The sequence below is a fragment of the Goodfellowiella coeruleoviolacea genome (genome assembly GCF_024171785.1).
Taxonomy (GTDB): Bacteria; Actinomycetota; Actinomycetes; order Mycobacteriales; family Pseudonocardiaceae; genus Goodfellowiella; species Goodfellowiella coeruleoviolacea.
In genome coordinates, this window is record NZ_JAMTCK010000012.1 from 117,420 (window position 1) to 135,571 (window position 18,152).

Below are 18,152 nucleotides of genomic sequence, written 5' to 3' on the forward strand. Positions count from 1 at the left end.
CTCAACCAGAACAGGGCATGCCAAAGGGCCTCGGCGCCACGTGGTCGCCGAGGCCCTGCGCATGTCCGCGCCGCTCGCCGCTCAGGCGTTCGGGCGGTTGCCGTGGTTGGCGCCGCGCTTCTTGCGGTCACGACGCTTGCGGGCACGCTTGGACATGGTGACTCCTCGTGGCTGGTTGACGTGCTTGACGGCAGCAGGCGGCTCGCGCCCCCGGGCGCGGCCAAGCCATGGCCGGTCAGTGTTCCAGTGTGACATGGCGACACTTGGCGGACCGGCAGCCCCCCGAAACGTGGTTGGATGGGGTGAGTGCCGACCGGCTGGGCCCCCAGCTGGCAACACCGGCCGCACAGGGAGGGCGAGACGATGGCTGAGGAGATCCGAGCCGACATCGTGGCCAGCGTGGGCGAGGTTGTCACCGAGGTGGGCACGTCCGTGGCCACCGGGGACACGCTGGTGATCCTCGAATCGATGAAGATGGAGATCCCGGTCCTCACCGAGACCGAGGGCACGGTGACCAGGCTGGTGGTCAACAAGGGCGACGTGGTGCAGGAAGGCGACCTCATCGCCGTGGTGGAGTGAGCCGACCGGCGCCGCGAACACCACCGACACCACCGATCACCGACCCGACCGCTGACCACGAGATCCACTGACCACGGGATCCGCTGACGAGAACCGCGAGTACCACCTGGTGTCCACCCTCGCTGACCTGCTTGCCGAGCACACGAAGCTGCCCGGGGAGGCCGTTGACCACCTGCAGATGGTGGTGGCCGAGTGGCAGCTGCTGTCCGACCTGTCCTTCGCCGACTTCCTGCTCTGGGTCCCGCTGGAACCGGCCGACACCGGTCAGTCCGGACCGTCCGGGCAGCCTGGCCAGCCCCACCCGGTCGGCCAGACCGGCCCGCAGGGGTTCGTGTGCGTGGCGCAGGCCAGGCCGACGACCGCGCCGACCGCCCATCCCGAGGACGTGGTGGGCAGCGTGGTGACCGCCGATGAGCACCCGCAGCTGCGGCGGGCCGTGGTCGAGTCGCGGATCTGCCGCGAGGAGGACCCGCGCTGGCACCTGGGGGTGCCCGTGCGCCGGGAGACCATCCCGGTCCGGTTGGACGACCAGGTCATCGCGGTGCTCAGCCGGGACACCAACCTGGCCGTGCCCCGGGTGCCCAGCCCGCTGGAGATCTCCTACCTGGGCAGTGCCGCCGACCTGTGCCAGATGATCGCCGACGGCACGTTCCCCACCCGGGAGCCCTCCGCCGACGTGCACACCAGCCCGCGGGTCGGCGACGGCCTGATCCGGCTGGACACGGCCGGCGCCGTGGTGTTCGCCAGCCCCAACGCGCTGTCCGCCTACCACCGGATGGGGCACGCCGCGGACCTGATCGGGGTGCAGCTGGCGTCGCTGACCCGCTCGCTGATCGCCGACCCGTTCGACGCCACCGAGGTGGCCCAGCGGATCAGGACCGCCCTGGCCGGGCAGCCCAGCATGCGCATGGAGGCCGAGTCGCGGCGCGGGGCCAGCGTGCTGTTCCGGGCGCTGCCGCTGCGCCCGCGGGGCACCGCCGCCGGGGCGTTGGTGCTGGTCCGGGACGTGACCGAGGTGAAGCGCCGGGACCGGGCGCTGCTGTCGAAGGACGCCACCATCCGGGAGATCCACCACCGGGTGAAGAACAACCTGCAGACCGTGGCCGCGCTGCTGCGCCTGCAGTCCCGCCGGATGACCAACCCCGAGGCCCGGCAGGCGCTGGCCGAGTCGGTGCGCCGGGTGACCTCCATCGCCCTGGTCCACGAGACCCTGTCGATGTCCGTGGACGAGCGGGTCGACCTGGACGACGTGGTGGACCGGGTCATCCCGATGATGAGCGACGTGGCCACCACCGAGACGCAGGTGGTGGTGCGGCGCGAGGGGCTGTTCGGCGAGGTGTCCGCCGAGCTGGCCACGCCGCTGGTGATGGTGCTCACCGAGCTGGTGCAGAACGCGTTCGAACACGCCTACGCCCCGGGGGAACGGGGTGAGGTGGTGGTGCACGCGGAGCGCTCGGCCAAGTGGCTGGACGTGGTGATCGCCGACGACGGCCGGGGCCTGCCGCCCGGGTTCTCGCTGGAACGCACCGAACGGCTCGGGCTGCAGATCGTGCGCACCCTGGTCGAGTCCGAGCTGCGCGGCTCGCTCAGCCTGCGCCGCCGGTCCCGGGGCACCGAGGCGGTGCTGCGGGTGCCGCTGCGCGTGCGCCGCTGAGCCCACTGGTTTCGCTGAGCCCGTTGGGGCTGCTGGGCCTGCTGGCTGGGTCAGGCGAGGCCCTGGCGCAGGGTGGTCCGGGCGCCGTGCAGCACGACGTGGACGGCCTGCCGCGCCATCGCCTGGATCTGCTCCAGCGAGTCGCCCCGTTCCATGCTGACCAGGGCCGCCGCCTGCATGGCGCCGATCAGCGCGCCCACGACGCTGGCGACGGTCAGGTGGTCCAGGTCCGGATAGGACTTGGACAGGGCGGTGGTCAGCTGCTGCTGCGTGTCGAATATCAGCTGCAGCGCCCGGGCCCGCAGTTCCGGCACACCCAGGGTCAGCTCGACGCGGGCGCGGCCCAGGACCAGGTCGCGGTTGGGGTCGTGCGGGTCAGCGCCGTCGTCGGCCAGCGAGTCGAACAGCTGGCCGGTCGCCCGGATGAGCACCGAGATCACGTCCTCGTCCTGGCCGCGCTCGGCGATCACCCGCAGGGCTTCGTCGATGCGCGGCTGCCGGTAGGCGAAGAGGATGTCCTCCTTCGCGGGGAAGTAGTTGAACAGCGTCTTCGTGGACACGTCCGCGGCCGCCGCGATCTCGGCCACGGTGGTCTGCTCGTACCCCTTCTCCTGGAACAGGCGCACGGCCGCCTCGAACAGCGCACGCCGCGTGCGGTGCTTCTTGCGCTCCCGCAACCCCTGTGTCTCCATGGGCGGTTAGCTTACATCAAAGCTATTTTTACACGCCTTGTAAATTTACTCTCTTGGGTGTTTCATGGCGGATGTCGATCACGCGTTCCCCGCTCGTGATGAGAGGTGACCGAACATGTCTGTCGCGTCCTCACCCGCCCAGCGGTCAGCCGAGGCCGACCGGCTGCCCACCAACCGCCCGGCCGGCTGTCCCTTTGACCCGCCGCCCGAGCTGAGCCGGTTCCGCGCCGAGGAGCCGGTGCGTCGGCTGACCTACCCGGACGGCCACCGGGGTTGGCTGGTCAGCAACCACGAGCTGAGCCGCACCGTCCTGGCCGACACCCGGTTCAGCTCGCGGATGGAGTTGCGCCGCACCGCGGTGCCCCGGCCGGGACTGACGCCGTTGCTGGGCAGGCCGGCGGCACCCGGCATGTTCATCGCCATGGACCCGCCCGAGCACACCCGGTACCGGCGGCTGCTCACCGGCCAGTTCACCGTGCGCCGGATGCGCCTGCTTGAGCCCAGGATCGAGCAGATCGCCGAGCAGCACCTGGACGCGATGGTGCAGGCCGGGCCCCCGGCCGACCTGGTGGCGGCGTACGCACTGCCCATCCCGTCCCTGGTGATCTGCGAACTGCTCGGCGTGCCCTACGCCGACCGGGACGTGTTCCAGCGGGACACCGCGACCCTGCTGCGGTTGGACGCCACCGCCGAACAGGTGCGGGCGGCCAGTGAGTCGGTCGGCGCGTTCATGGCCGATCTCGTCCGGCACAAGCGCGCCGAGCCGGCCGACGACCTGCTCAGCGGGTTGATCGCCACCGGCGAGCTGACCGACGAGGAACTGGCCGGGGTGAGCTTCCTGCTGCTCGTCGCCGGGCACGAGACCACCGCGAACATGCTCGCCCTCGGCGCCTTCGCGCTGATCAACCACCGCGACCAGGGCCACGCCGACCAACTGGCCGCGCTGTGCGGCGATCCGACAGCGGCCGAGCACGCCGTGGAGGAGCTGCTGCGCTACCTCACCATCATCCAGTTCGGCACCACCCGGACCGCGCTGGTGGACATCCACCTGGGCGACCAGCTCATCCGCGCGGGCGAGACGCTCACCCTGGCGCTGCCCTCGGCCAACCGCGACCCGGACAAGTTCGCCGACCCGGACACACTGGACCTGACCCGCTCGGCCCAGGGGCACCTGGCCTTCGGGCACGGCGTGCACCAGTGCCTCGGCCAGCAGCTGGCCCGCATCGAGATGCGGATCGGGTACCGGGCGCTGTTCCGGCGCTTCCCCGAGCTGCGGCTGGCCGTGCCCGCCGAGGAGGTGCCGCTGCGGCACGACATGAACATCTACGGGGTGCACCGACTCCCCGTCACCTGGTGAGGCAGGCTGTGGGTATGGAGATCAAAGCTGATCGCGAGCGCTGTGTTGGCGCTGGCATGTGCGTGCTGACCGCGCCCGAGGTGTTCGACCAGAGCGAGGACGACGGTCGGGTGGTGCTGCTCACCGAGCACCCCGAACCCGACCAGGTCGACACGGTCCAGCAGGCCGTGGAGCTGTGCCCGGCCCAGGCGTTGTTACTCGCCGGCAAGCACCGGGCCGCCGACGGGTGAGACTGGTCCGGACAGGGCGAAGGGGCCGGCACCCGTGGGTGCCGGCCCCTTCGCAACTGTCCATCGGGCAACCGTGCGAGCGGTCATCGGGACTCATCCCCGGGTGACGGGGATGCCGTTCCGGAGCTCGGCTTGTTGTCGTGGTTCTCCCGCGTGACGGTGGAGAACCGACTCAGGCGTTGCTCCGAGACCGGGTGCGGGCATTGCGCCGCTTGAGGGCGCGTCGCTCATCCTCGCTCATTCCGCCCCACACGCCGGCGTCCTGCCCGCTCTCCAGCGCCCAAGCCAGGCAGTCGGAGATCACGGGGCAGCGGCGGCAGACGGCCTTCGCCTCGGCGATCTGCAGGAGCGCAGGACCACTGTTCCCGACGGGGAAGAACAGCTCGGGGTCCTCGTCACGGCAGGTCGCGCGGTGGCGCCAGTCCATTGTTCCTTGCTCCTCGCTAGGCGCGCGTAACACGCGCCGGTTGTCGTCAGCGGTCGTTTGGGGTGCTTGTGAATGCTTTCACGAACAGCCGTGATGTCAAGGGCTTAGCTCCATCCCGGTGAGTGAACTCACCCGAAAGATCGACGCACTTGACCTGCGAAATCGCTGCTAGCGGCACCCGGGCCGGCTCAAATCACCAAAAGGTAACGAACCGATTACGAACAGCCTACACCGCAACACGCAGGGCGTTGGGAACCGCGAGGAACTCGACCTCGCTCCACTGGCCCAGGTGATCGCCGTCAATCTGCAGGTGCACCGGCTGTTCGCAGGAGACCCGTACCCACTCAACGTCATCGCGGCGCACAAGATTCCCGCCGTGCGGCGAAACATCGCGGAAAACCTGACCGAGGTGGCGCAGCACGGTGGGCAGCCCCAGTTGGCGCAGGCCGAACAGGCCGAGGCCGCCGTCGAAGGTGCAGTGCGGGTTGAGCCGGATCGGGCGGGGTCCCAGGTAGGTCCACGGGTCGGTGTTGGACACGAACACCAGCCGCAGCCCGGTGATCGGCTCCTGGCCGGGCAGCTCGACGGTCATCGCCGTCTTCTCCCGCAGCTGGCGGGAGTAGCTGGACAGCGCGGTCCTGGCGTACCCGGTCGGACTGGGCCGCCAGCCCGTTGACCGGCGCCGCTCCACCTCGGCCACCACGTCGGCGTCCCAGCCCAGACCGGCGTTGAAGGTGAACCAGCGGCCGGCGGCCCGGCCGAGCCCCACCTGTCTGCTCCGCCCGGCCTCGATGGCCTTGAGCAGGTGGTGCGTTGCCTCCACCGGGTCCCTGGGCAGGCCGAGAGCACGGGCGAAGACGTTGGCCGACCCACCGGGCACCACGCCCAGCATCGGCACGTGCTCGCCGGCACCGTCCCGCAGCAGGCCGTTGACGACCTCGTTGACCGTGCCGTCGCCCCCGTGGGCCACGACCAGGTCGACCCCGTCGGTCACCGCGTGTCTGGCCGTGTCCGCGGCGTGGCCGCGGTAGTGGGTCTCCACCACCTCAAGCTTGACCGCACTGGCCAAGGCATGAGCGAGCACGTCACGTCCGGCAGGCGTGGTCGATGTCGCCTGCGGGTTGACCACCAATAGTGCGCGCACGACCCTCACAGTAAGACAGCGCGCGACCAAGCGCGGCGGACGCTGCTCCTGTCCAGCGATATTCAGTTGCCCGAAAGTGCGCCCCGCGCCCCTCTCTCCTCGCCCAAACGTCCTTCGCTGCCGTTGCGACGAGTGCACCCCACACGACCGTGGCTCGCCGACGACGGCTTGATCTTCGCCTCTCCGGTGGTGGCCTGGGACCGTCCGACCGGGTGGCTTACGATCGGTAGCAGAGTACGCACCGTCACTGACACAGATTTTCGAGGCATCGCTTCGCCACGTGAGAGGCCACCAGTGCCCAGCAAGAACCCCACCCCCGAACCCCCTGCCGAGGCCGGCTCCGACGCTGGTCAGCGCGGTTCCGGCGGGCCGAGTCAGCTTCGGGTGGCCGGTGCGCTGGTCGGTGTGCAGGGGCTGGCCGGGCTCGGCTTCGCGATCGCGCTCGCGGTCAGCGCGGTCCGCGTCGGCAACCAGCCGGGCCTGAACATCTTCGGGGAACTCGGCTACTTCGCGGTGCTCAGCGCGGGCGTGCTGGCCGCGGCGGTGGGTCTGCTGCTGGGCAGGCGGTGGGCGCGGACCCCGGCGATCGTGGTCCAGTTGCTGCTGCTCGGCGTCGCCTGGTACCTGCGCGAGGCCGACCGACTGGTGATCGCCGTGGGCGTGGGGCTGTTCTGCCTGAGCGTGATCGCCCTGCTGCTGTCCAACCCGGTCCGGGCCTGGGCCGCCCACCGGCTGGACACGGCCGGGCACGACGCGACCTGACCGGCGCTCGGCCGGTCCGCCAGGATGTGTGCCTGGTCGGCCCGCCTGGTCGGCCAGGCAATGGACACGACACGAGTGGAGCAGGCGGCACCGCACGGCGTGCGTCCGCCGCTCCGCCAGCCCCGGCGAGGTGCCACTGTGCAGGACAGTCTCAACTGGGTGCCGAGCAACGTCGATGTTGAGCGGCCGAACGAGGCTCGGCTCTACGACTACTTCCTCGGCGGTGCGCACAACTTCGCGGTCGACCGGCGCGTCGGCGAGTGGATGGCGGGGTTCTTCCCCAGCGCCGAGATCTGCCGGCACACCCGGGCGTTCCTGCGCCGCGCGGTGCGGCTGTGCCTGGCCGCCGGCATCCGCCAGTTCCTGGACCTGGGTTCGGGTCTGCCCACGGCCGGGAACGTGCACCAGGTGGCCAGGGAGGTCGACCAGGCGGCGCGCGTGGTGTACGTGGACCGGGACCCGGTCACCGTGGCGCACGCGCGCGCCATGCTCAAGGCCGACGAGCACACCGCGGTCGTGCGCGCGGACCTCCGCGACCACCGCGGCGTGCTGCACGCGCCCGAGACCCGGCGGCTGCTGGACTTCACCCAGCCGGTGGCGGTGCTGCTGGTCGGGGTGCTGCACTACCTGTCCGACGCCGACGACCCCGACGGGGTGATCGCCGGTTACCGCGCGGTCATGGCGCCGGGCAGCATGCTGGTCCTGGCGCACCTGGACGGTCCGGCCAGCGTGCCCGAGGCGGTCGCGCCCCTGGCCGAACTCGCCAGGCAGAACATCACCACCGCGATCACCCCGCGCTGCCCGATCCAGATCACCAGGCTGATGCGCGGGCTGGAGCTGCTCGAACCCGGGGTGGTGGCCGCGGCCAGGTGGCGGACCGACCAGGACGACTGGCCGGCGGCCGGCGCCGCGCCGTTCGTGTGCCACGTGGCCGTCGGGCGCAAGGGGAGCTGACGGCTGCCCGGTGCTGCCCCGGTTGTGCCCCGGTGCTGCCTGGTTGTGGCCCCGGTGCTGCCCGGGGTGCCCCGGGTGGAGCGTTCGGCCCTCCCCGCCGCGGGTGAGGTGGCCGGCCGGCCCGGCTGATGGTCTTGGAAACGAGGTACGCCAGGCGGGAGAGCAGCCATCCGGGGCGAGGAGCGAGCGAGCATGATCGACAGGAAGCTGGTCCCGCAGATCTTCCACGACCAGGTCTACGACCCGGCCGGCCACCGCCTGGGCCGGATCGAGCAGGTGTACCTGGACGACCGGTCCGGTGAACCGGTGTGGGCGAGCGTGCGGCGCTTCGCGCTGTTCGGCCACGGCGATGCGTTCGTGCCGATCGACCAGGCCGAGGTGCGGGGCAACACCGTGCGCGTGCCGGTGCACCGCAGCCAGGTGCGTTCCGCCCCGCGCGTCCAGGCCGAGGGCGGGCACATGTCCGGCCAGCAGGAGCAGGAGCTGTACGACTACTACGGGGTGGCCTACCCGTCCGTGCCCACCCAGCAGGGCCGGGCACCCGGCCAGCAGGCCCCAGGAGCCCCGCAGGGGCCGCCACCGGCCGGGGGAGGCCCGGAGACAGGGGGACAGGCGGCGACGGGGCGTGCGGCGGACGTGGGGCGGCAAGCGGGCCCCACCCAGCAGCCGGGTCCCGGTCAGCAGCCGGACGCCGGCCAGCAGGGCGGCCGGCACGGCTGGTTCGCCAGGCACGGCCAGCAGGGCAGGCACGAGCGGGGCGTGCCGCAGACCAAGTGGCAGCGCCGGCACCAGGGCTGAACCGCGGCCACCGGCTGACCGGGGTGGGCCAGCCGGCCGGGTGATTCCCGCGGCCGGCCCGCGTGGCCGGCTGGAGGTGGCGGGCGGCGCACCGCACAGTCGACGTGTCCACCCGGGGGCGCGCGCACCGCGCCCCCGGGGCGTCAGCACAGGGAGCGTCGATGCGCACGGTGTTGTCCCGGCCAGGGGGCCCGCGGGCTGGTCGAGCGGTGTCGTTGTCGCGGTGGCGGCGGGGGCTCGCCCTGCTCGGGGCCGCGCTGCTGCTCGCGGGCGGCCACCTGGGCGCGGCGGCGCCGGCCGCCGCCCGACCCTGGGCACCCACCCTGGAGTTCCAGCTGTTCCTGGACCAGGTCACCAAGGTCGGCACGCTGCCCGGCACGTTCCGCCTGGCCGAGGCCACGCTCTACGACGCGGACGGCGCGCCGATCGGTGACGCGCGGGTGCGCTGGGGCAGTGCGGGCACGGCGCTGGGCACCGACACCGCGCACCAGGTGACCCAGGTGGAGACCACGGCACGGCTGGACGACGGGGAGATCAGCTACTTCGGCAGCTACACCGACGTCGACCCGGACGACATGCCCGCGGCCGAGGTCACCGTCACCGGCGGCACCGGGGACTTCGCCGGGGCGACCGGACAGGGCACGGTCACCCGGATGTCCGGCGGACCACCGCTCTACTGGGTGACGCTCACCCTGGCGGAACGGTTCTGAGCCGGGGAGCGGTCGCGCCGAGGCGCTCCGTCAACCGGGCCAGTCCGCCAACCGGGTCGGTCCTCCCACGGCTCAGTCCTCCCACGGCGGCACGTTGAGCCGGCGGATCTGCGGGTCGCCGCGCTCGTGGCCGAGCACGCTGACGCAGGCGGGGTCGACGCCGAAGTGCAGGCCGGCGTTGGCCGGCAGGCCCAGCCAGCGCGCGGTCAGCACCCGGCTGAAGTGGCCGTGCCCGATCAGCACCACGTCACCGCAGGCCAGCGCCACCCGGACGCGGTCGAGCACCCGGTCGGCCCTGGCCGCCACCTGGTCGGCGGTTTCCCCGTTGGGGGTCGGGTGGGTCCACACCGTCCACCCGGGAACGTCCTCGCGGATCTGCGGCGTGGTCCGGCCCTCGTAGTCGCCGTAGTCCCACTCGGCCAGTTCCTCGGTGGTCTCGTCCACGGTGAGCCCGGCCAGCTCGGCGGTGCGCGTGGCGCGCTGGCGGGGACTGGCCAGCACCAGGGTGGGCGCCGTGTCGGTGCCGCGCAGCCTGGCCAGCACCGCACCGCACCGGCGGGCCTGCTGCTCACCGCGCTCGGTCAGCGCGATGTCGGTGCGGCTGGTGTGCTGTCCGGATTCCGACCACTCGGTCTGGCCGTGCCGGATCAGGTAGACGGCTGACGTCGCATTGGCTGACACCGGCTCATGGTAGGTGCCGCCGACCTGATCCGCGCTGGTCGCGACCGCCCCACCGGGGTCGATCAGGTGGGGGCCCGGTCTGGTCGGCGCTGCGGAGAGCGCGGTCAGCCCCGACGATGGACCGGTGAGTTCTTCAGTGACCGAGGACCTGGAGGCGCTGCGGCGGGTGCTCGCGGGGGCGCGGGCGCTGCTGCTCGACTTCGACGGTCCGGTGTGCGACCTGTTCGCCCGGCTGACCGCCAGGGACATCGCCGCGGAGCTGCGTCGGATCATCGCCGCGCACGGGGTCGACCTGCCGGTGGAGGTCGGGGCCGGCCCGCACGAGCTGTTGGGGTACGTGGGTGGCATGTCGGGCCCGCTGCGGGTCCAGGTGGAGACCACGCTGGCCGCGCGGGAGTACGAGGCGGCCGGCACGGCCGTGCCCACCCCGGGCGGCGCCGAGGTGATCCGCGCCTGGCACGACAGCGGCCGGCCGGTCGGCATCGTCAGCAACAACGCGCCCGAGGCGGTGCACCGCTACCTGGAGGAGCACGACCTCGCCGGGTGCGTGGACCGGGTGGAGGGCCGCGACCCGACCCGGCCCGACCTGATGAAGCCCGACCCGCACCTGTTCACCAGGGCGGCCACCGCACTGTCCTGTTCGGACACTGAGTGCGTGTTGGTCGGGGACCAGACCAGCGACGTGCGCACCGCACACAGCGCGGGGGCGCGCGCCATCGGCTACAGCCCGAACCCGAGGCGGGCGGCCGTGCTCGGCGACGCCGGGGCGGACGCGGTGACGACCTCCATGACCGCGCTGGTGACCGCGATGCCGTCCTGACCCGGGGGTTGGCCGGTGAGGAGGAACCATTGGGTGCCGTCGACCACTTCAACGACCCGGACGCGCCCAGGGCCAACAGCCTGCGCCCGGCGGTGAACACCTTCGTGCAGGACGGGGCCGGCCGGGTGCTGCTGGTCCACCGGGCCGAACAGGACCTGCACACGCTGCCCGGCGGTGAGCAGCGGCCGGGGGAGACCCCGCTGGACGCGGTGCTGCGCACCACGTACGCGGAAACCGGTGTCCGCGTGGCGGTGACCGGACTCGTCGGCGTCTACTCGGATCCGGCGCACGTGGTCGCCCACGACGACGGCGAGGTCCGCCAGGAGTTCGTGCTGTGCTTCCGGGCCACCCCGTCCGACGGCGAGCTGGACACCCGGGACCAGACCATGAAGGCCGACTGGGTGAACCCGGCCCGGATGTACGAGTTGGCCATCCACCCGGCCGTGCGACTGCGCATCCAGCACGGCTTCGATGACCGCCGCGAGCCCTACTGGGGCCAGGACTGACCGCCGGGGCGACTGGCCACTGGGGCGACTGGCCACTGGGGCGACTGACCAGGGGTGCTGCCGCCGGGTCGGCTACCGCTGCTTGTCGCGGAACCGCCGGTGCCAGGCCCACCAGAGCCGGAAGCCCCACGACGTCCGGTCGCGCAGGACCGGCCAGAGCGCCGCGGCCCAGGTGGCCGCACCCGCGCCCACCAGGACCCGCAGCACGGGACTGGCCAGCATCACCGGTGTCCTGACGACATCGGCTGGACGGGCTGGACAACAACGACGACGCTGGCCAGTGGAAGGGGTTCCGCTGGCCAGCGTCGTGGAGTCAGGCTGTTGACCTCAGCCCTGCTTGGTCTCCCAGAAGATCTTGTCGATCTCGGCGATGAGGTCGAGCAGCTCCTGGCCCTTGGCCGGGTCCATCGAACCCTTGGCGCCGCTCGCACCAGCGGCCTTGGTCGCCCGGTTGAACAGGTCGTGCAGCTGCGGGTACTTCTCGAAGTGCGGTGCCTTGAAGTAGTCGGTCCACAACACCCACAGGTGGTGCTTGACCAGCTCGGCGCGCTGCTCCTTGATCAGGATCGCCCGGGTGCGGAACTCGGGGTCCTCGTTTGCCTGGTACTTTTCCTGGATCGCCTTGATCGACTCGGCTTCGATCCTGGCCTGCGCCGGGTCGTAGACCCCACAGGGGAGATCGCAGTGAGCGGTTGCCTCCAGGCGCGGACCGAGGACGCGCGACAGCAGTCGCATCTTTCCTCCCTGACAGTGAATGCTCCGACGGGAAGGACCCTACTCCGAGAGTGCGGAGCAGGCAGGCGGGAGGTGATCGTTGGCACGCGTTGACAGGTATCCGGTCCGGCGGGTCAGGGTTCGTGGTCCGTCCATGGCGCCCACCCTGTCCAATGGGGACATCGTGCTGGTCAGCACGCGCGCGCGGGCCAGTGCGGGCGATGTGGTGCTGGTGCGCTGGCCGGCGCGGCCGGCGCAGCTGTCGGTCAAGCGCGCGGTGCGGCCGATGGCCGGCGGGTGGTTCGTGGTGGGCGACAACCGGTTCGCCTCCACCGACTCCCACGATCTGGGCGCCGCCGAGGTGCTGGGCGTGGTGCGCTGGCGGCTGTGGCCGCGGCCGGGCCGGCTGCGCCAGGCCGCGGACCCACCCGGGCCGGCGGACCCACCCGGGCCGGCGGACCCACCTGGGCCGGCTGAGCCGCCCGGCGCGGCCAAACCCGCTGGGCCGTCCGAACCGGACGGGCCGGGCGGGTTTAGCCGACCGTGACGCGCAGTGAGTCGTAGTGGACCAGGCACTCGGCATAGTCGGGCAGCAGCCCGGCCGCCAGTGCCTGCTCCAGCGTGGGGGCCGCGGCGTCCTTTTCGGACAGGATCGGGGTGATGTCGGTGGGCCACGGCAGGCCGAGGGCGGCGTCCAGCGGGTTGACGCCGTGCTCGGCGGTCGGGTTGTAGCTGGTCGAGCAGAGGTAGTGCATGACGGTGTCGTCGGCGAGCGCCATCGCCGCGTGGCCCAGTCCCTCGGACAGGTACACCGCGCGCGGTTCGTCGGCGTCCAGCAGCACCTGGTCCCACTGGCCGAAGGTGGGCGAGCCGACCCGCAGGTCGATGACCACGTCCAGCAGCCGGCCGCGCGGGCAGTGGATGTACTTGGCCTGGCCGGGCGGCACGTCCGCGAAGTGCACGCCGCGGATGGTGCCGCGCCGGGACACGCTGTGGTTGGTCTGGGCGACGTGCAGCGGGTGGCCGACAGCCTCCACAAAGGCCGGTTCCTGGTACGGGGCCACGAACAGGCCCCGCTCGTCGGGGAAGCTCGGTGGGACGAACTCGAAGGCACCGGCGATCCGCAGTTCACGTACGCGCATGGCGGTCAGCCTAAGCATCCGGGCGGGCCAGGCCGATTCGGGATCGATGCCACCTGCGGATAGTGACCGATCAGTTCAAAAAACCGGACGGACGTCTTGCAAAACACCCTCTGACCTGCGGAAAAACTGTGATCCCTGCCGCAGACAGGGATCGTTCCGCCTGGCACACTGAGCCGAACCGCAGGACCCGTCGCGACGCCACCAGACCCGGTTCGCGTGCTCGGCGGACGACCACATCCCAGCCGGTGTCAACCCATCGGAGATCCCGCGCGCCGCCACCCGGGTGGAGGTGGTGGCGCACCACGCGTTGTCCACCCACATCCGCAGCCGCGCGTGACCGCAGGCGTTGCGGTCCGTTTCGAGAGGGACGCCGTGACCACCGTGAATGACAGCCCCACCCAGCTCACCGACGAGGAGATCTTCCAGGCGCACCAGGGCGGCAAGCTCGGCATCGACGTGACCGCCCCGCTGTCCGACCCGCGCGCGCTGGCCATCGCCTACACCCCGGGCGTGGCCCGGGTGAGCCGGGCGATCGCCCAGGACGCCGGCCTGGCCGCCCAGTACACGTGGACACACCGGCTGGTGGCCGTGGTCAGCGACGGCACCGCCGTGCTCGGCCTCGGCGACATCGGCGCCAGCGCCTCGCTGCCGGTGATGGAGGGCAAGGCCGCGCTGTTCAAGACCTTCGGCGGGCTCGACGCCATCCCGCTGGTGCTGAACACCACCGACGTCGACGAGATCGTGCAGACCCTGGTCCGGCTGCGGCCCTCGTTCGGCGCGGTGAACCTGGAGGACATCGCCGCGCCGCGCTGCTTCGAACTGGAGGCCCGGCTGGTCGAGGCGCTGGACTGCCCGGTCATGCACGACGACCAGCACGGCACCGCCATCGTGGTGCTGGCCGCGCTGCGCGGGGCCACGGCCGCGCTCGGCCGCGACATCGCCAGCCTGCGGGTGGTGGTCTCCGGTGCGGGCGCGGCCGGGGTGGCCTGCACGAAGATCCTGCTGGCCGCGGGCGTGGCCGACGTGACCGTGGTGGACTCGCGCGGGGTGGTCCACGCCGGACGGGACGGCCTCAACCCGGTCAAGGCCGAACTGGCCGGGCGGACCAACCCGCGCGGCATCCGCGGCGGTCTGGCCGACGCGTTGCGCGGCGCCGACGTGTTCCTCGGCCTGTCCTCGGCGCGCGTGCCCGAGGAGCTGATCGCCGGCATGGCGCCGGAGGCCATCGTGTTCGCGCTGTCCAACCCGGACCCGGAGATCCACCCCGACATCGCCGCGCGGCACGCGGCCGTGGTGGCCACCGGGCGCAGCGACTTCCCCAACCAGATCAACAACGTGCTGGCCTTCCCCGGCGTGTTCCGAGGCGCGCTGGACGCCGGCGCCCGGCGGATCACCGAGAACATGAAACTGGCCGCGGCCGACGCGATCGCCTCGGTGGCGGCCGAGGACCTCGCGGTCGACCGGATCGTGCCCAGCGCGCTCGACCCGCGGGTTGGCCCGGAAGTGGCGGCCGCGGTTGCCAGGGCGGCGCGCCAGGACGGGGTAGCCTGAGGCGAGGAGTCGCTGGGAGTGTTGCAGCAGTTCGGTGTCCTGCCGGCCAGAGCAATACCGCCAGGGGACTGGGCTGCGGCACGTTGACGCGCTACCGTCCCTGTCCTCGGATGTGCTTTCCGGGGCAGGGCCATGTCCACGGCCCGGGTGCTGGGCACTGCTGAGCAGGCCGCCGGTCTGGCCAGTGCGTGCCACCACCGGCGGTGGACGCGGGCGGAGAGGGTGGAACCGTGACCGAGCGGGTGGGACGCGCTCCGGTTGTGCTTGGACCGACACAACAGGTCGCCGGTCGGACCGCGACCACCCTCGACGGGCCGGTGCTGCCGGATGCTCCCGCGCTGCTGTGCGACGGGCGGGGGCTGGTGGTCGCGGCCAACGCGGGCGCGGCCGAGCTGGCCCGGGTGGAGCGGGCCGAGGACCTGGTCGGCCGCACCCTGGACGACCTGCTGGTCGGTGACGCGGCGTGGCACCGGCTGCGGTGCGGCGACGGCGACGAGTTACCGGTGCGCGTGGTGCGGCTGCCCGCGCCGGACGCGCCGGGGCCGGACATGCAGACCGTGGTGCTGGTGGACGTCTCCGACCTGGTCGACCAGGTCGCCGAGCTGACCGACGAGCGGCGCCGGCTGCGGGAGGTGCAGCAGGTCGCCGGCATCGGCTCGTGGGAGCACGACCCGCGCACCGGGACGACGGTGTGGTCCGAGGCGCACTACACCCTGCTCGGGCTGCGGCCCGGCACGGTGGTCCCCGGCATGCCGGCACTGCTGGACGTGGTCCACCCGCACGACCGCGAGATGGTCGCCAAGTACTGGCAGGACCACCAGGTCTCGGGCACGCCCGTCGACATCGAGTACCGGATCGTGCGGCCGGACGGCGAGCCGCGCCGGATCCGCTCGGGCGGCACGGTGCGGCGCGGCGAGGACGGCCGGGTCGAACGGGTGACCGGCTACATCAGGGACATCACCGAGCAGTGGCGCGCCGACGCCGAGCTGGCGGTGGAGCGCGGCCGGCTGCTGGAGGCGCAGCGGATCGCCAAGGTCGGCAGCTGGACCTACGAGCCGAGGACCGGCGTGGTGCACCGCAGCGCCGTGCTGATGGAGATGTACGCCGAGGCCGGCGTGGTGCCCGGCGACGACCTGCTGGCCGGGGTGCGGGACGAGGACCAGGCCCGGCTGAAGGCCATGCACGAGCAGGTGCTGCGCACCCGCAGCGTCGAGCCGGTGGAGACCGAGGTCAGCAGCTGGGACGGCCGGCGCGTGTACGTGTGCCGGGCCCGCGCGCAGCTGTCCGAGACCGGCCAGGTGGAGTGCCTGCACGGCACCATCCAGGACGTCACCCAGGCCAGGGCGCTGGAGCGGCAGCTGCGCGACGACCGGCGCCGGCTGGCCGACGCGCAGCGCGCCGCCCGGCTGGGCACCTGGGAGTGGGACCCGCAGACCGACCGGCTCGCGTGGTCGGAGATGCTGCTCGGGCTCTACGGCCTGCCGCCGGACGCGCCGCGCACCTACCAGACCTACCTCGGTCTGGTGCACCCCGACGACCGGGCGTGGGTGGACGCGGTGTGGCGGCAGCTGGTGGAGACCGGCGAGCCGGTGGAGTGCGAGCACCGGCTGGTGCGCACCGACGGCAGCGTGCGGGTGTTCCGCTGCCACGGCATGGTGGCCGCCGACCAGGAGGGGCGCTCGCTGGTCGTGGGCACCGCCCAGGACATCACCGAGCAGCGGGCCACCGAGACCCGGATGGAGCGCTCCAGTCAGCGGTTCACCGACCTGGTCGCGGTCACCCCGGTCGGCATCGGCCTGTTCGACGAGGCCGAGCGGCTGATCGACGCCAACGACGCCCTGTGCGACCTGCTGGGGATGGACCTGCACCAGTTGCGCGGCATGACCGCCGAGCAGCTGACCCACCCGGAGGACAACGCCGACCGGCTGCGCTCGGTGGCCCGGATGAACAACGGCACCGACCGGGTCTACAAGGTGCCGCAGCGGCTGCTGGTGCGCTCGGACGGGGAACTGGTCTACTGCGAGCTGCACATCGCCATCTCCGTGCAGGACGACGGCCGGCGCTTCTGGCTGGTGGTGTTCCAGGACGTCACCGAGCGCCGCCGCACCGCCGAGGCCCTGCGCCACCAGGCCACCCACGACGAGCTGACCGGCCTGCCCAACCGGGCGGCGGTCAAGGAGATGCTGGGCGAGCTGCTCAAGGGCGAGGACGCGGCCAAGGTCGCGGTGCTGTTCTGCGACATCGACAACTTCAAGCGGGTCAACGACTCGCTCGGCCACGACGCCGGGGACGAGCTGCTGGTCGCGCTGGCCAGGCGGCTGGAGGGCGGGCTGCCGACCGGCTGCACCGCGGCCCGGCTGTCCGGCGACGAGTACGTGATCATCTGCGCCGACATCGAGGCGGCCGGCGGGGTGGACGCGCTGGCCAACCGGGTGGCCAGCCTGCTGCGCACGGTCGTGCCCGTGCACGGCCAGCTGGTCCGGGTGTCCGCCTCGATCGGTGCCGCCATGCCCAACGGGACCAGGACCACCGGCAACGACCTGCTCCGCTTCGCCGACGCGGCCATGTTCGAGGCCAAGCGCGGCGGCGCCGGCCGGGTGCACCTGGCCAGTGCCGCGCTGATCGCCTCGGCCGACCGGCAGGTGCACCTGGAGGGTCAGCTGCGGGACGCGCTCGCCAAGGACGGCCTGGCCCTGCACTTCCAGCCGGTCGTCGGGGTGGACGGGGCCGTGCTCACCGCCGAGGCGCTGGTGCGCTGGCCGCACCCGGACCGCGGCCTGCTGCCGCCCGACGTGTTCCTGCCCGTGGCCGAGCAGGGCGACCTGCTGCGCGAGCTGGACCGGTGGGTGCTGCGCACCGCGCTGCGCGAGGCCGCCACCTGGACCGTGCCGGACGGCCGGCGGGTCGCGGTCGCGGTGAACCTGTCCGGCCTGGTGCCCGGCGACCCGGACTTCGCCGACGCGGTGGCCAGCGCGGTGGCCGAGGCCGGCATCGAGTGGGACCGGGTGGTGCTGGAGCTGGTCGAGACCGCGCTGGTCGACCTGCCGTCCCGGACCAGGCAGGCCATGGGCGAGCTGGTGGAGCGGGGCGTGCGGTTCGCCGTGGACGACTTCGGCACCGGCTACTCGTCGCTGGCCCGGCTCAAGGACCTGCCCGCGCAGATCATCAAGGTGGACCGGCGGTTCGTGGCCGGTGTCGGCAACAACTCCTCGGACTTCGCGGTGGCCCGCGCCGTGGTGGACATGGCCCGTGCCATGGGGCGCAGCTGCGTGGCCGAGGGCGTGGAGACCGCCACCCAGTTCCACGTGCTGCGCGGCGTGGGCGTGGACGCCTACCAGGGCTGGCTGTTCTCCCGGCCGGTGCCGCCCAAGGAGTTCCGGTCGGTGCTGGCCCTGGGCTCGCTGCACGTGCCGCGCGCCGGCTGAGCCCGC

General features: G+C 72.4%; 21 protein-coding genes. 13 read left to right on the forward strand and 8 right to left on the reverse strand.

Annotation, left to right across the window (positions count from 1 at the left end):
• Nucleotides 1–81 precede the first annotated feature (81 nt).
• Nucleotides 82–156, reverse strand: a complete 75-nt coding sequence (locus LX83_RS38790; protein ID WP_407649658.1) for a 50S ribosomal protein bL37 — start codon at nt 154–156, stop codon at nt 82–84.
• A gap of 207 nt (nt 157–363) precedes the next feature.
• On the opposite strand from LX83_RS38790, the gene LX83_RS24625 reads away from it, so the two are divergent.
• Complete coding sequence (locus LX83_RS24625; RefSeq protein WP_253775402.1) at nt 364–579, forward strand: biotin/lipoyl-binding carrier protein; 216 nt, start codon at nt 364–366, stop codon at nt 577–579.
• A 109-nt stretch (nt 580–688) separates the two neighbouring features.
• Nucleotides 689–2,233, forward strand: a complete 1,545-nt coding sequence (locus LX83_RS24630; RefSeq protein ID WP_253775404.1) for a sensor histidine kinase — start codon at nt 689–691, stop codon at nt 2,231–2,233.
• A 50-nt stretch (nt 2,234–2,283) separates the two neighbouring features.
• Here the strand turns inward: LX83_RS24630 and LX83_RS24635 are convergent, their stop codons facing one another.
• The gene (locus tag LX83_RS24635) at nt 2,284–2,925 is read right to left on the reverse strand and encodes a TetR/AcrR family transcriptional regulator (RefSeq protein ID WP_253775406.1); all 642 of its coding nucleotides are present in this window, start codon (nt 2,923–2,925) and stop codon (nt 2,284–2,286) included.
• A gap of 115 nt (nt 2,926–3,040) precedes the next feature.
• Between LX83_RS24635 and LX83_RS24640 the strand changes: the two genes are divergently transcribed.
• Nucleotides 3,041–4,282, forward strand: a complete 1,242-nt coding sequence (locus LX83_RS24640) for a cytochrome P450 (RefSeq protein WP_253775408.1) — start codon at nt 3,041–3,043, stop codon at nt 4,280–4,282.
• A 14-nt stretch (nt 4,283–4,296) separates the two neighbouring features.
• Nucleotides 4,297–4,512, forward strand: a complete 216-nt coding sequence (locus LX83_RS24645; RefSeq protein WP_253775410.1) for a ferredoxin — start codon at nt 4,297–4,299, stop codon at nt 4,510–4,512.
• Nucleotides 4,513–4,684: 172 nt separating this feature from the next.
• Here the strand turns inward: LX83_RS24645 and LX83_RS24650 are convergent, their stop codons facing one another.
• Nucleotides 4,685–4,939 (reverse strand): WhiB family transcriptional regulator, encoded by a 255-nt coding sequence (locus tag LX83_RS24650; RefSeq protein WP_253775412.1) that lies wholly within the window; start codon nt 4,937–4,939, stop codon nt 4,685–4,687.
• 226 nt (nt 4,940–5,165) lie between these two features.
• Nucleotides 5,166–6,083, reverse strand: a complete 918-nt coding sequence (locus tag LX83_RS24655; RefSeq protein WP_253775414.1) for a diacylglycerol/lipid kinase family protein — start codon at nt 6,081–6,083, stop codon at nt 5,166–5,168.
• Nucleotides 6,084–6,377: 294 nt separating this feature from the next.
• On the opposite strand from LX83_RS24655, the gene LX83_RS24660 reads away from it, so the two are divergent.
• The 4 genes from LX83_RS24660 to LX83_RS24675 all read left to right on the forward strand — a co-directional run bounded on the left by LX83_RS24660 (nt 6,378) and on the right by LX83_RS24675 (nt 9,307).
• A complete protein-coding gene (locus tag LX83_RS24660) occupies nt 6,378–6,845 on the forward strand; it encodes a hypothetical protein (RefSeq protein WP_253775416.1) in 468 nt (155 codons plus the stop codon).
• A 138-nt stretch (nt 6,846–6,983) separates the two neighbouring features.
• On the forward strand, nt 6,984–7,799 hold the full coding sequence (locus tag LX83_RS24665; protein ID WP_253775417.1) for an SAM-dependent methyltransferase: 816 nt from the start codon (nt 6,984–6,986) through the stop codon (nt 7,797–7,799).
• Between the two features lie 192 nt (nt 7,800–7,991).
• Nucleotides 7,992–8,597: a PRC-barrel domain-containing protein gene (locus tag LX83_RS24670; protein ID WP_253775419.1), complete on the forward strand. Its 606-nt coding sequence runs from the start codon at nt 7,992–7,994 to the stop codon at nt 8,595–8,597.
• A gap of 161 nt (nt 8,598–8,758) precedes the next feature.
• Nucleotides 8,759–9,307 (forward strand): hypothetical protein, encoded by a 549-nt coding sequence (locus LX83_RS24675; RefSeq protein WP_253775421.1) that lies wholly within the window; start codon nt 8,759–8,761, stop codon nt 9,305–9,307.
• A gap of 72 nt (nt 9,308–9,379) precedes the next feature.
• Here LX83_RS24675 and LX83_RS24680 read toward each other — a convergent pair whose 3' ends face one another.
• Nucleotides 9,380–9,988 carry an acid phosphatase gene (locus LX83_RS24680; protein WP_253775423.1) on the reverse strand — a complete coding sequence of 203 codons (609 nt, stop codon included), beginning with the start codon at nt 9,986–9,988 and terminating at the stop codon, nt 9,380–9,382.
• A 124-nt stretch (nt 9,989–10,112) separates the two neighbouring features.
• Here LX83_RS24680 and LX83_RS24685 point away from each other — a divergent pair, with 124 nt between their 5' ends.
• Both LX83_RS24685 and LX83_RS24690 read left to right on the forward strand, forming a co-directional pair.
• Nucleotides 10,113–10,808, forward strand: a complete 696-nt coding sequence (locus LX83_RS24685; protein ID WP_253775425.1) for an HAD family hydrolase — start codon at nt 10,113–10,115, stop codon at nt 10,806–10,808.
• Between the two features lie 29 nt (nt 10,809–10,837).
• Nucleotides 10,838–11,314 carry an NUDIX hydrolase gene (locus LX83_RS24690; protein ID WP_253775427.1) on the forward strand — a complete coding sequence of 159 codons (477 nt, stop codon included), beginning with the start codon at nt 10,838–10,840 and terminating at the stop codon, nt 11,312–11,314.
• Nucleotides 11,315–11,386: 72 nt separating this feature from the next.
• On the opposite strand, the gene LX83_RS24695 is transcribed toward LX83_RS24690, so the two are convergent.
• Complete coding sequence (locus LX83_RS24695; RefSeq protein ID WP_253775429.1) at nt 11,387–11,536, reverse strand: hypothetical protein; 150 nt, start codon at nt 11,534–11,536, stop codon at nt 11,387–11,389.
• Nucleotides 11,537–11,641: 105 nt separating this feature from the next.
• Nucleotides 11,642–12,049, reverse strand: coding sequence for a superoxide dismutase, Ni (gene sodN, locus LX83_RS24700; RefSeq protein WP_253775431.1), 408 nt, complete (start codon nt 12,047–12,049; stop codon nt 11,642–11,644).
• A 79-nt stretch (nt 12,050–12,128) separates the two neighbouring features.
• Between sodN and LX83_RS24705 the strand changes: the two genes are divergently transcribed.
• A complete protein-coding gene (locus LX83_RS24705; RefSeq protein ID WP_301328840.1) occupies nt 12,129–12,575 on the forward strand; it encodes a S26 family signal peptidase in 447 nt (148 codons plus the stop codon).
• On the opposite strand, the gene LX83_RS24710 is transcribed toward LX83_RS24705, so the two are convergent.
• A complete protein-coding gene (locus tag LX83_RS24710) occupies nt 12,562–13,170 on the reverse strand; it encodes a dTDP-4-dehydrorhamnose 3,5-epimerase family protein (protein ID WP_253775435.1) in 609 nt (202 codons plus the stop codon). The two genes, LX83_RS24705 and LX83_RS24710, sit on opposite strands and share 14 nt — an antisense overlap.
• A 372-nt stretch (nt 13,171–13,542) precedes the next feature.
• Here LX83_RS24710 and LX83_RS24715 point away from each other — a divergent pair, with 372 nt between their 5' ends.
• Nucleotides 13,543–14,721: an NAD(P)-dependent malic enzyme gene (locus tag LX83_RS24715; protein ID WP_253775437.1), complete on the forward strand. Its 1,179-nt coding sequence runs from the start codon at nt 13,543–13,545 to the stop codon at nt 14,719–14,721.
• A gap of 260 nt (nt 14,722–14,981) precedes the next feature.
• Nucleotides 14,982–18,146: a sensor domain-containing protein gene (locus LX83_RS24720; protein WP_253775439.1), complete on the forward strand. Its 3,165-nt coding sequence runs from the start codon at nt 14,982–14,984 to the stop codon at nt 18,144–18,146.
• Nucleotides 18,147–18,152 lie beyond the last annotated feature (6 nt).

What these genes read in the sequence shown, in the direction of transcription:
- LX83_RS24645 (WP_253775410.1), top strand. Translation starts at nt 4,297, where the DNA reads ATGGAGATCAAAGCTGATCGCGAGCGCTGTGTTGGCGCTGGCATGTGC.
- LX83_RS24710 (WP_253775435.1), bottom strand. Translation starts at nt 13,170, where the DNA reads ATGCGCGTACGTGAACTGCGGATCGCCGGTGCCTTCGAGTTCGTCCCA.
- sodN (WP_253775431.1), bottom strand. Translation starts at nt 12,049, where the DNA reads ATGCGACTGCTGTCGCGCGTCCTCGGTCCGCGCCTGGAGGCAACCGCT.
- LX83_RS24625 (WP_253775402.1), top strand. Translation starts at nt 364, where the DNA reads ATGGCTGAGGAGATCCGAGCCGACATCGTGGCCAGCGTGGGCGAGGTT.
- LX83_RS24640 (WP_253775408.1), top strand. Translation starts at nt 3,041, where the DNA reads ATGTCTGTCGCGTCCTCACCCGCCCAGCGGTCAGCCGAGGCCGACCGG.
- LX83_RS24675 (WP_253775421.1), top strand. Translation starts at nt 8,759, where the DNA reads ATGCGCACGGTGTTGTCCCGGCCAGGGGGCCCGCGGGCTGGTCGAGCG.
- LX83_RS24650 (WP_253775412.1), bottom strand. Translation starts at nt 4,939, where the DNA reads ATGGACTGGCGCCACCGCGCGACCTGCCGTGACGAGGACCCCGAGCTG.
- LX83_RS24670 (WP_253775419.1), top strand. Translation starts at nt 7,992, where the DNA reads ATGATCGACAGGAAGCTGGTCCCGCAGATCTTCCACGACCAGGTCTAC.
- LX83_RS24695 (WP_253775429.1), bottom strand. Translation starts at nt 11,536, where the DNA reads ATGCTGGCCAGTCCCGTGCTGCGGGTCCTGGTGGGCGCGGGTGCGGCC.
- LX83_RS24635 (WP_253775406.1), bottom strand. Translation starts at nt 2,925, where the DNA reads ATGGAGACACAGGGGTTGCGGGAGCGCAAGAAGCACCGCACGCGGCGT.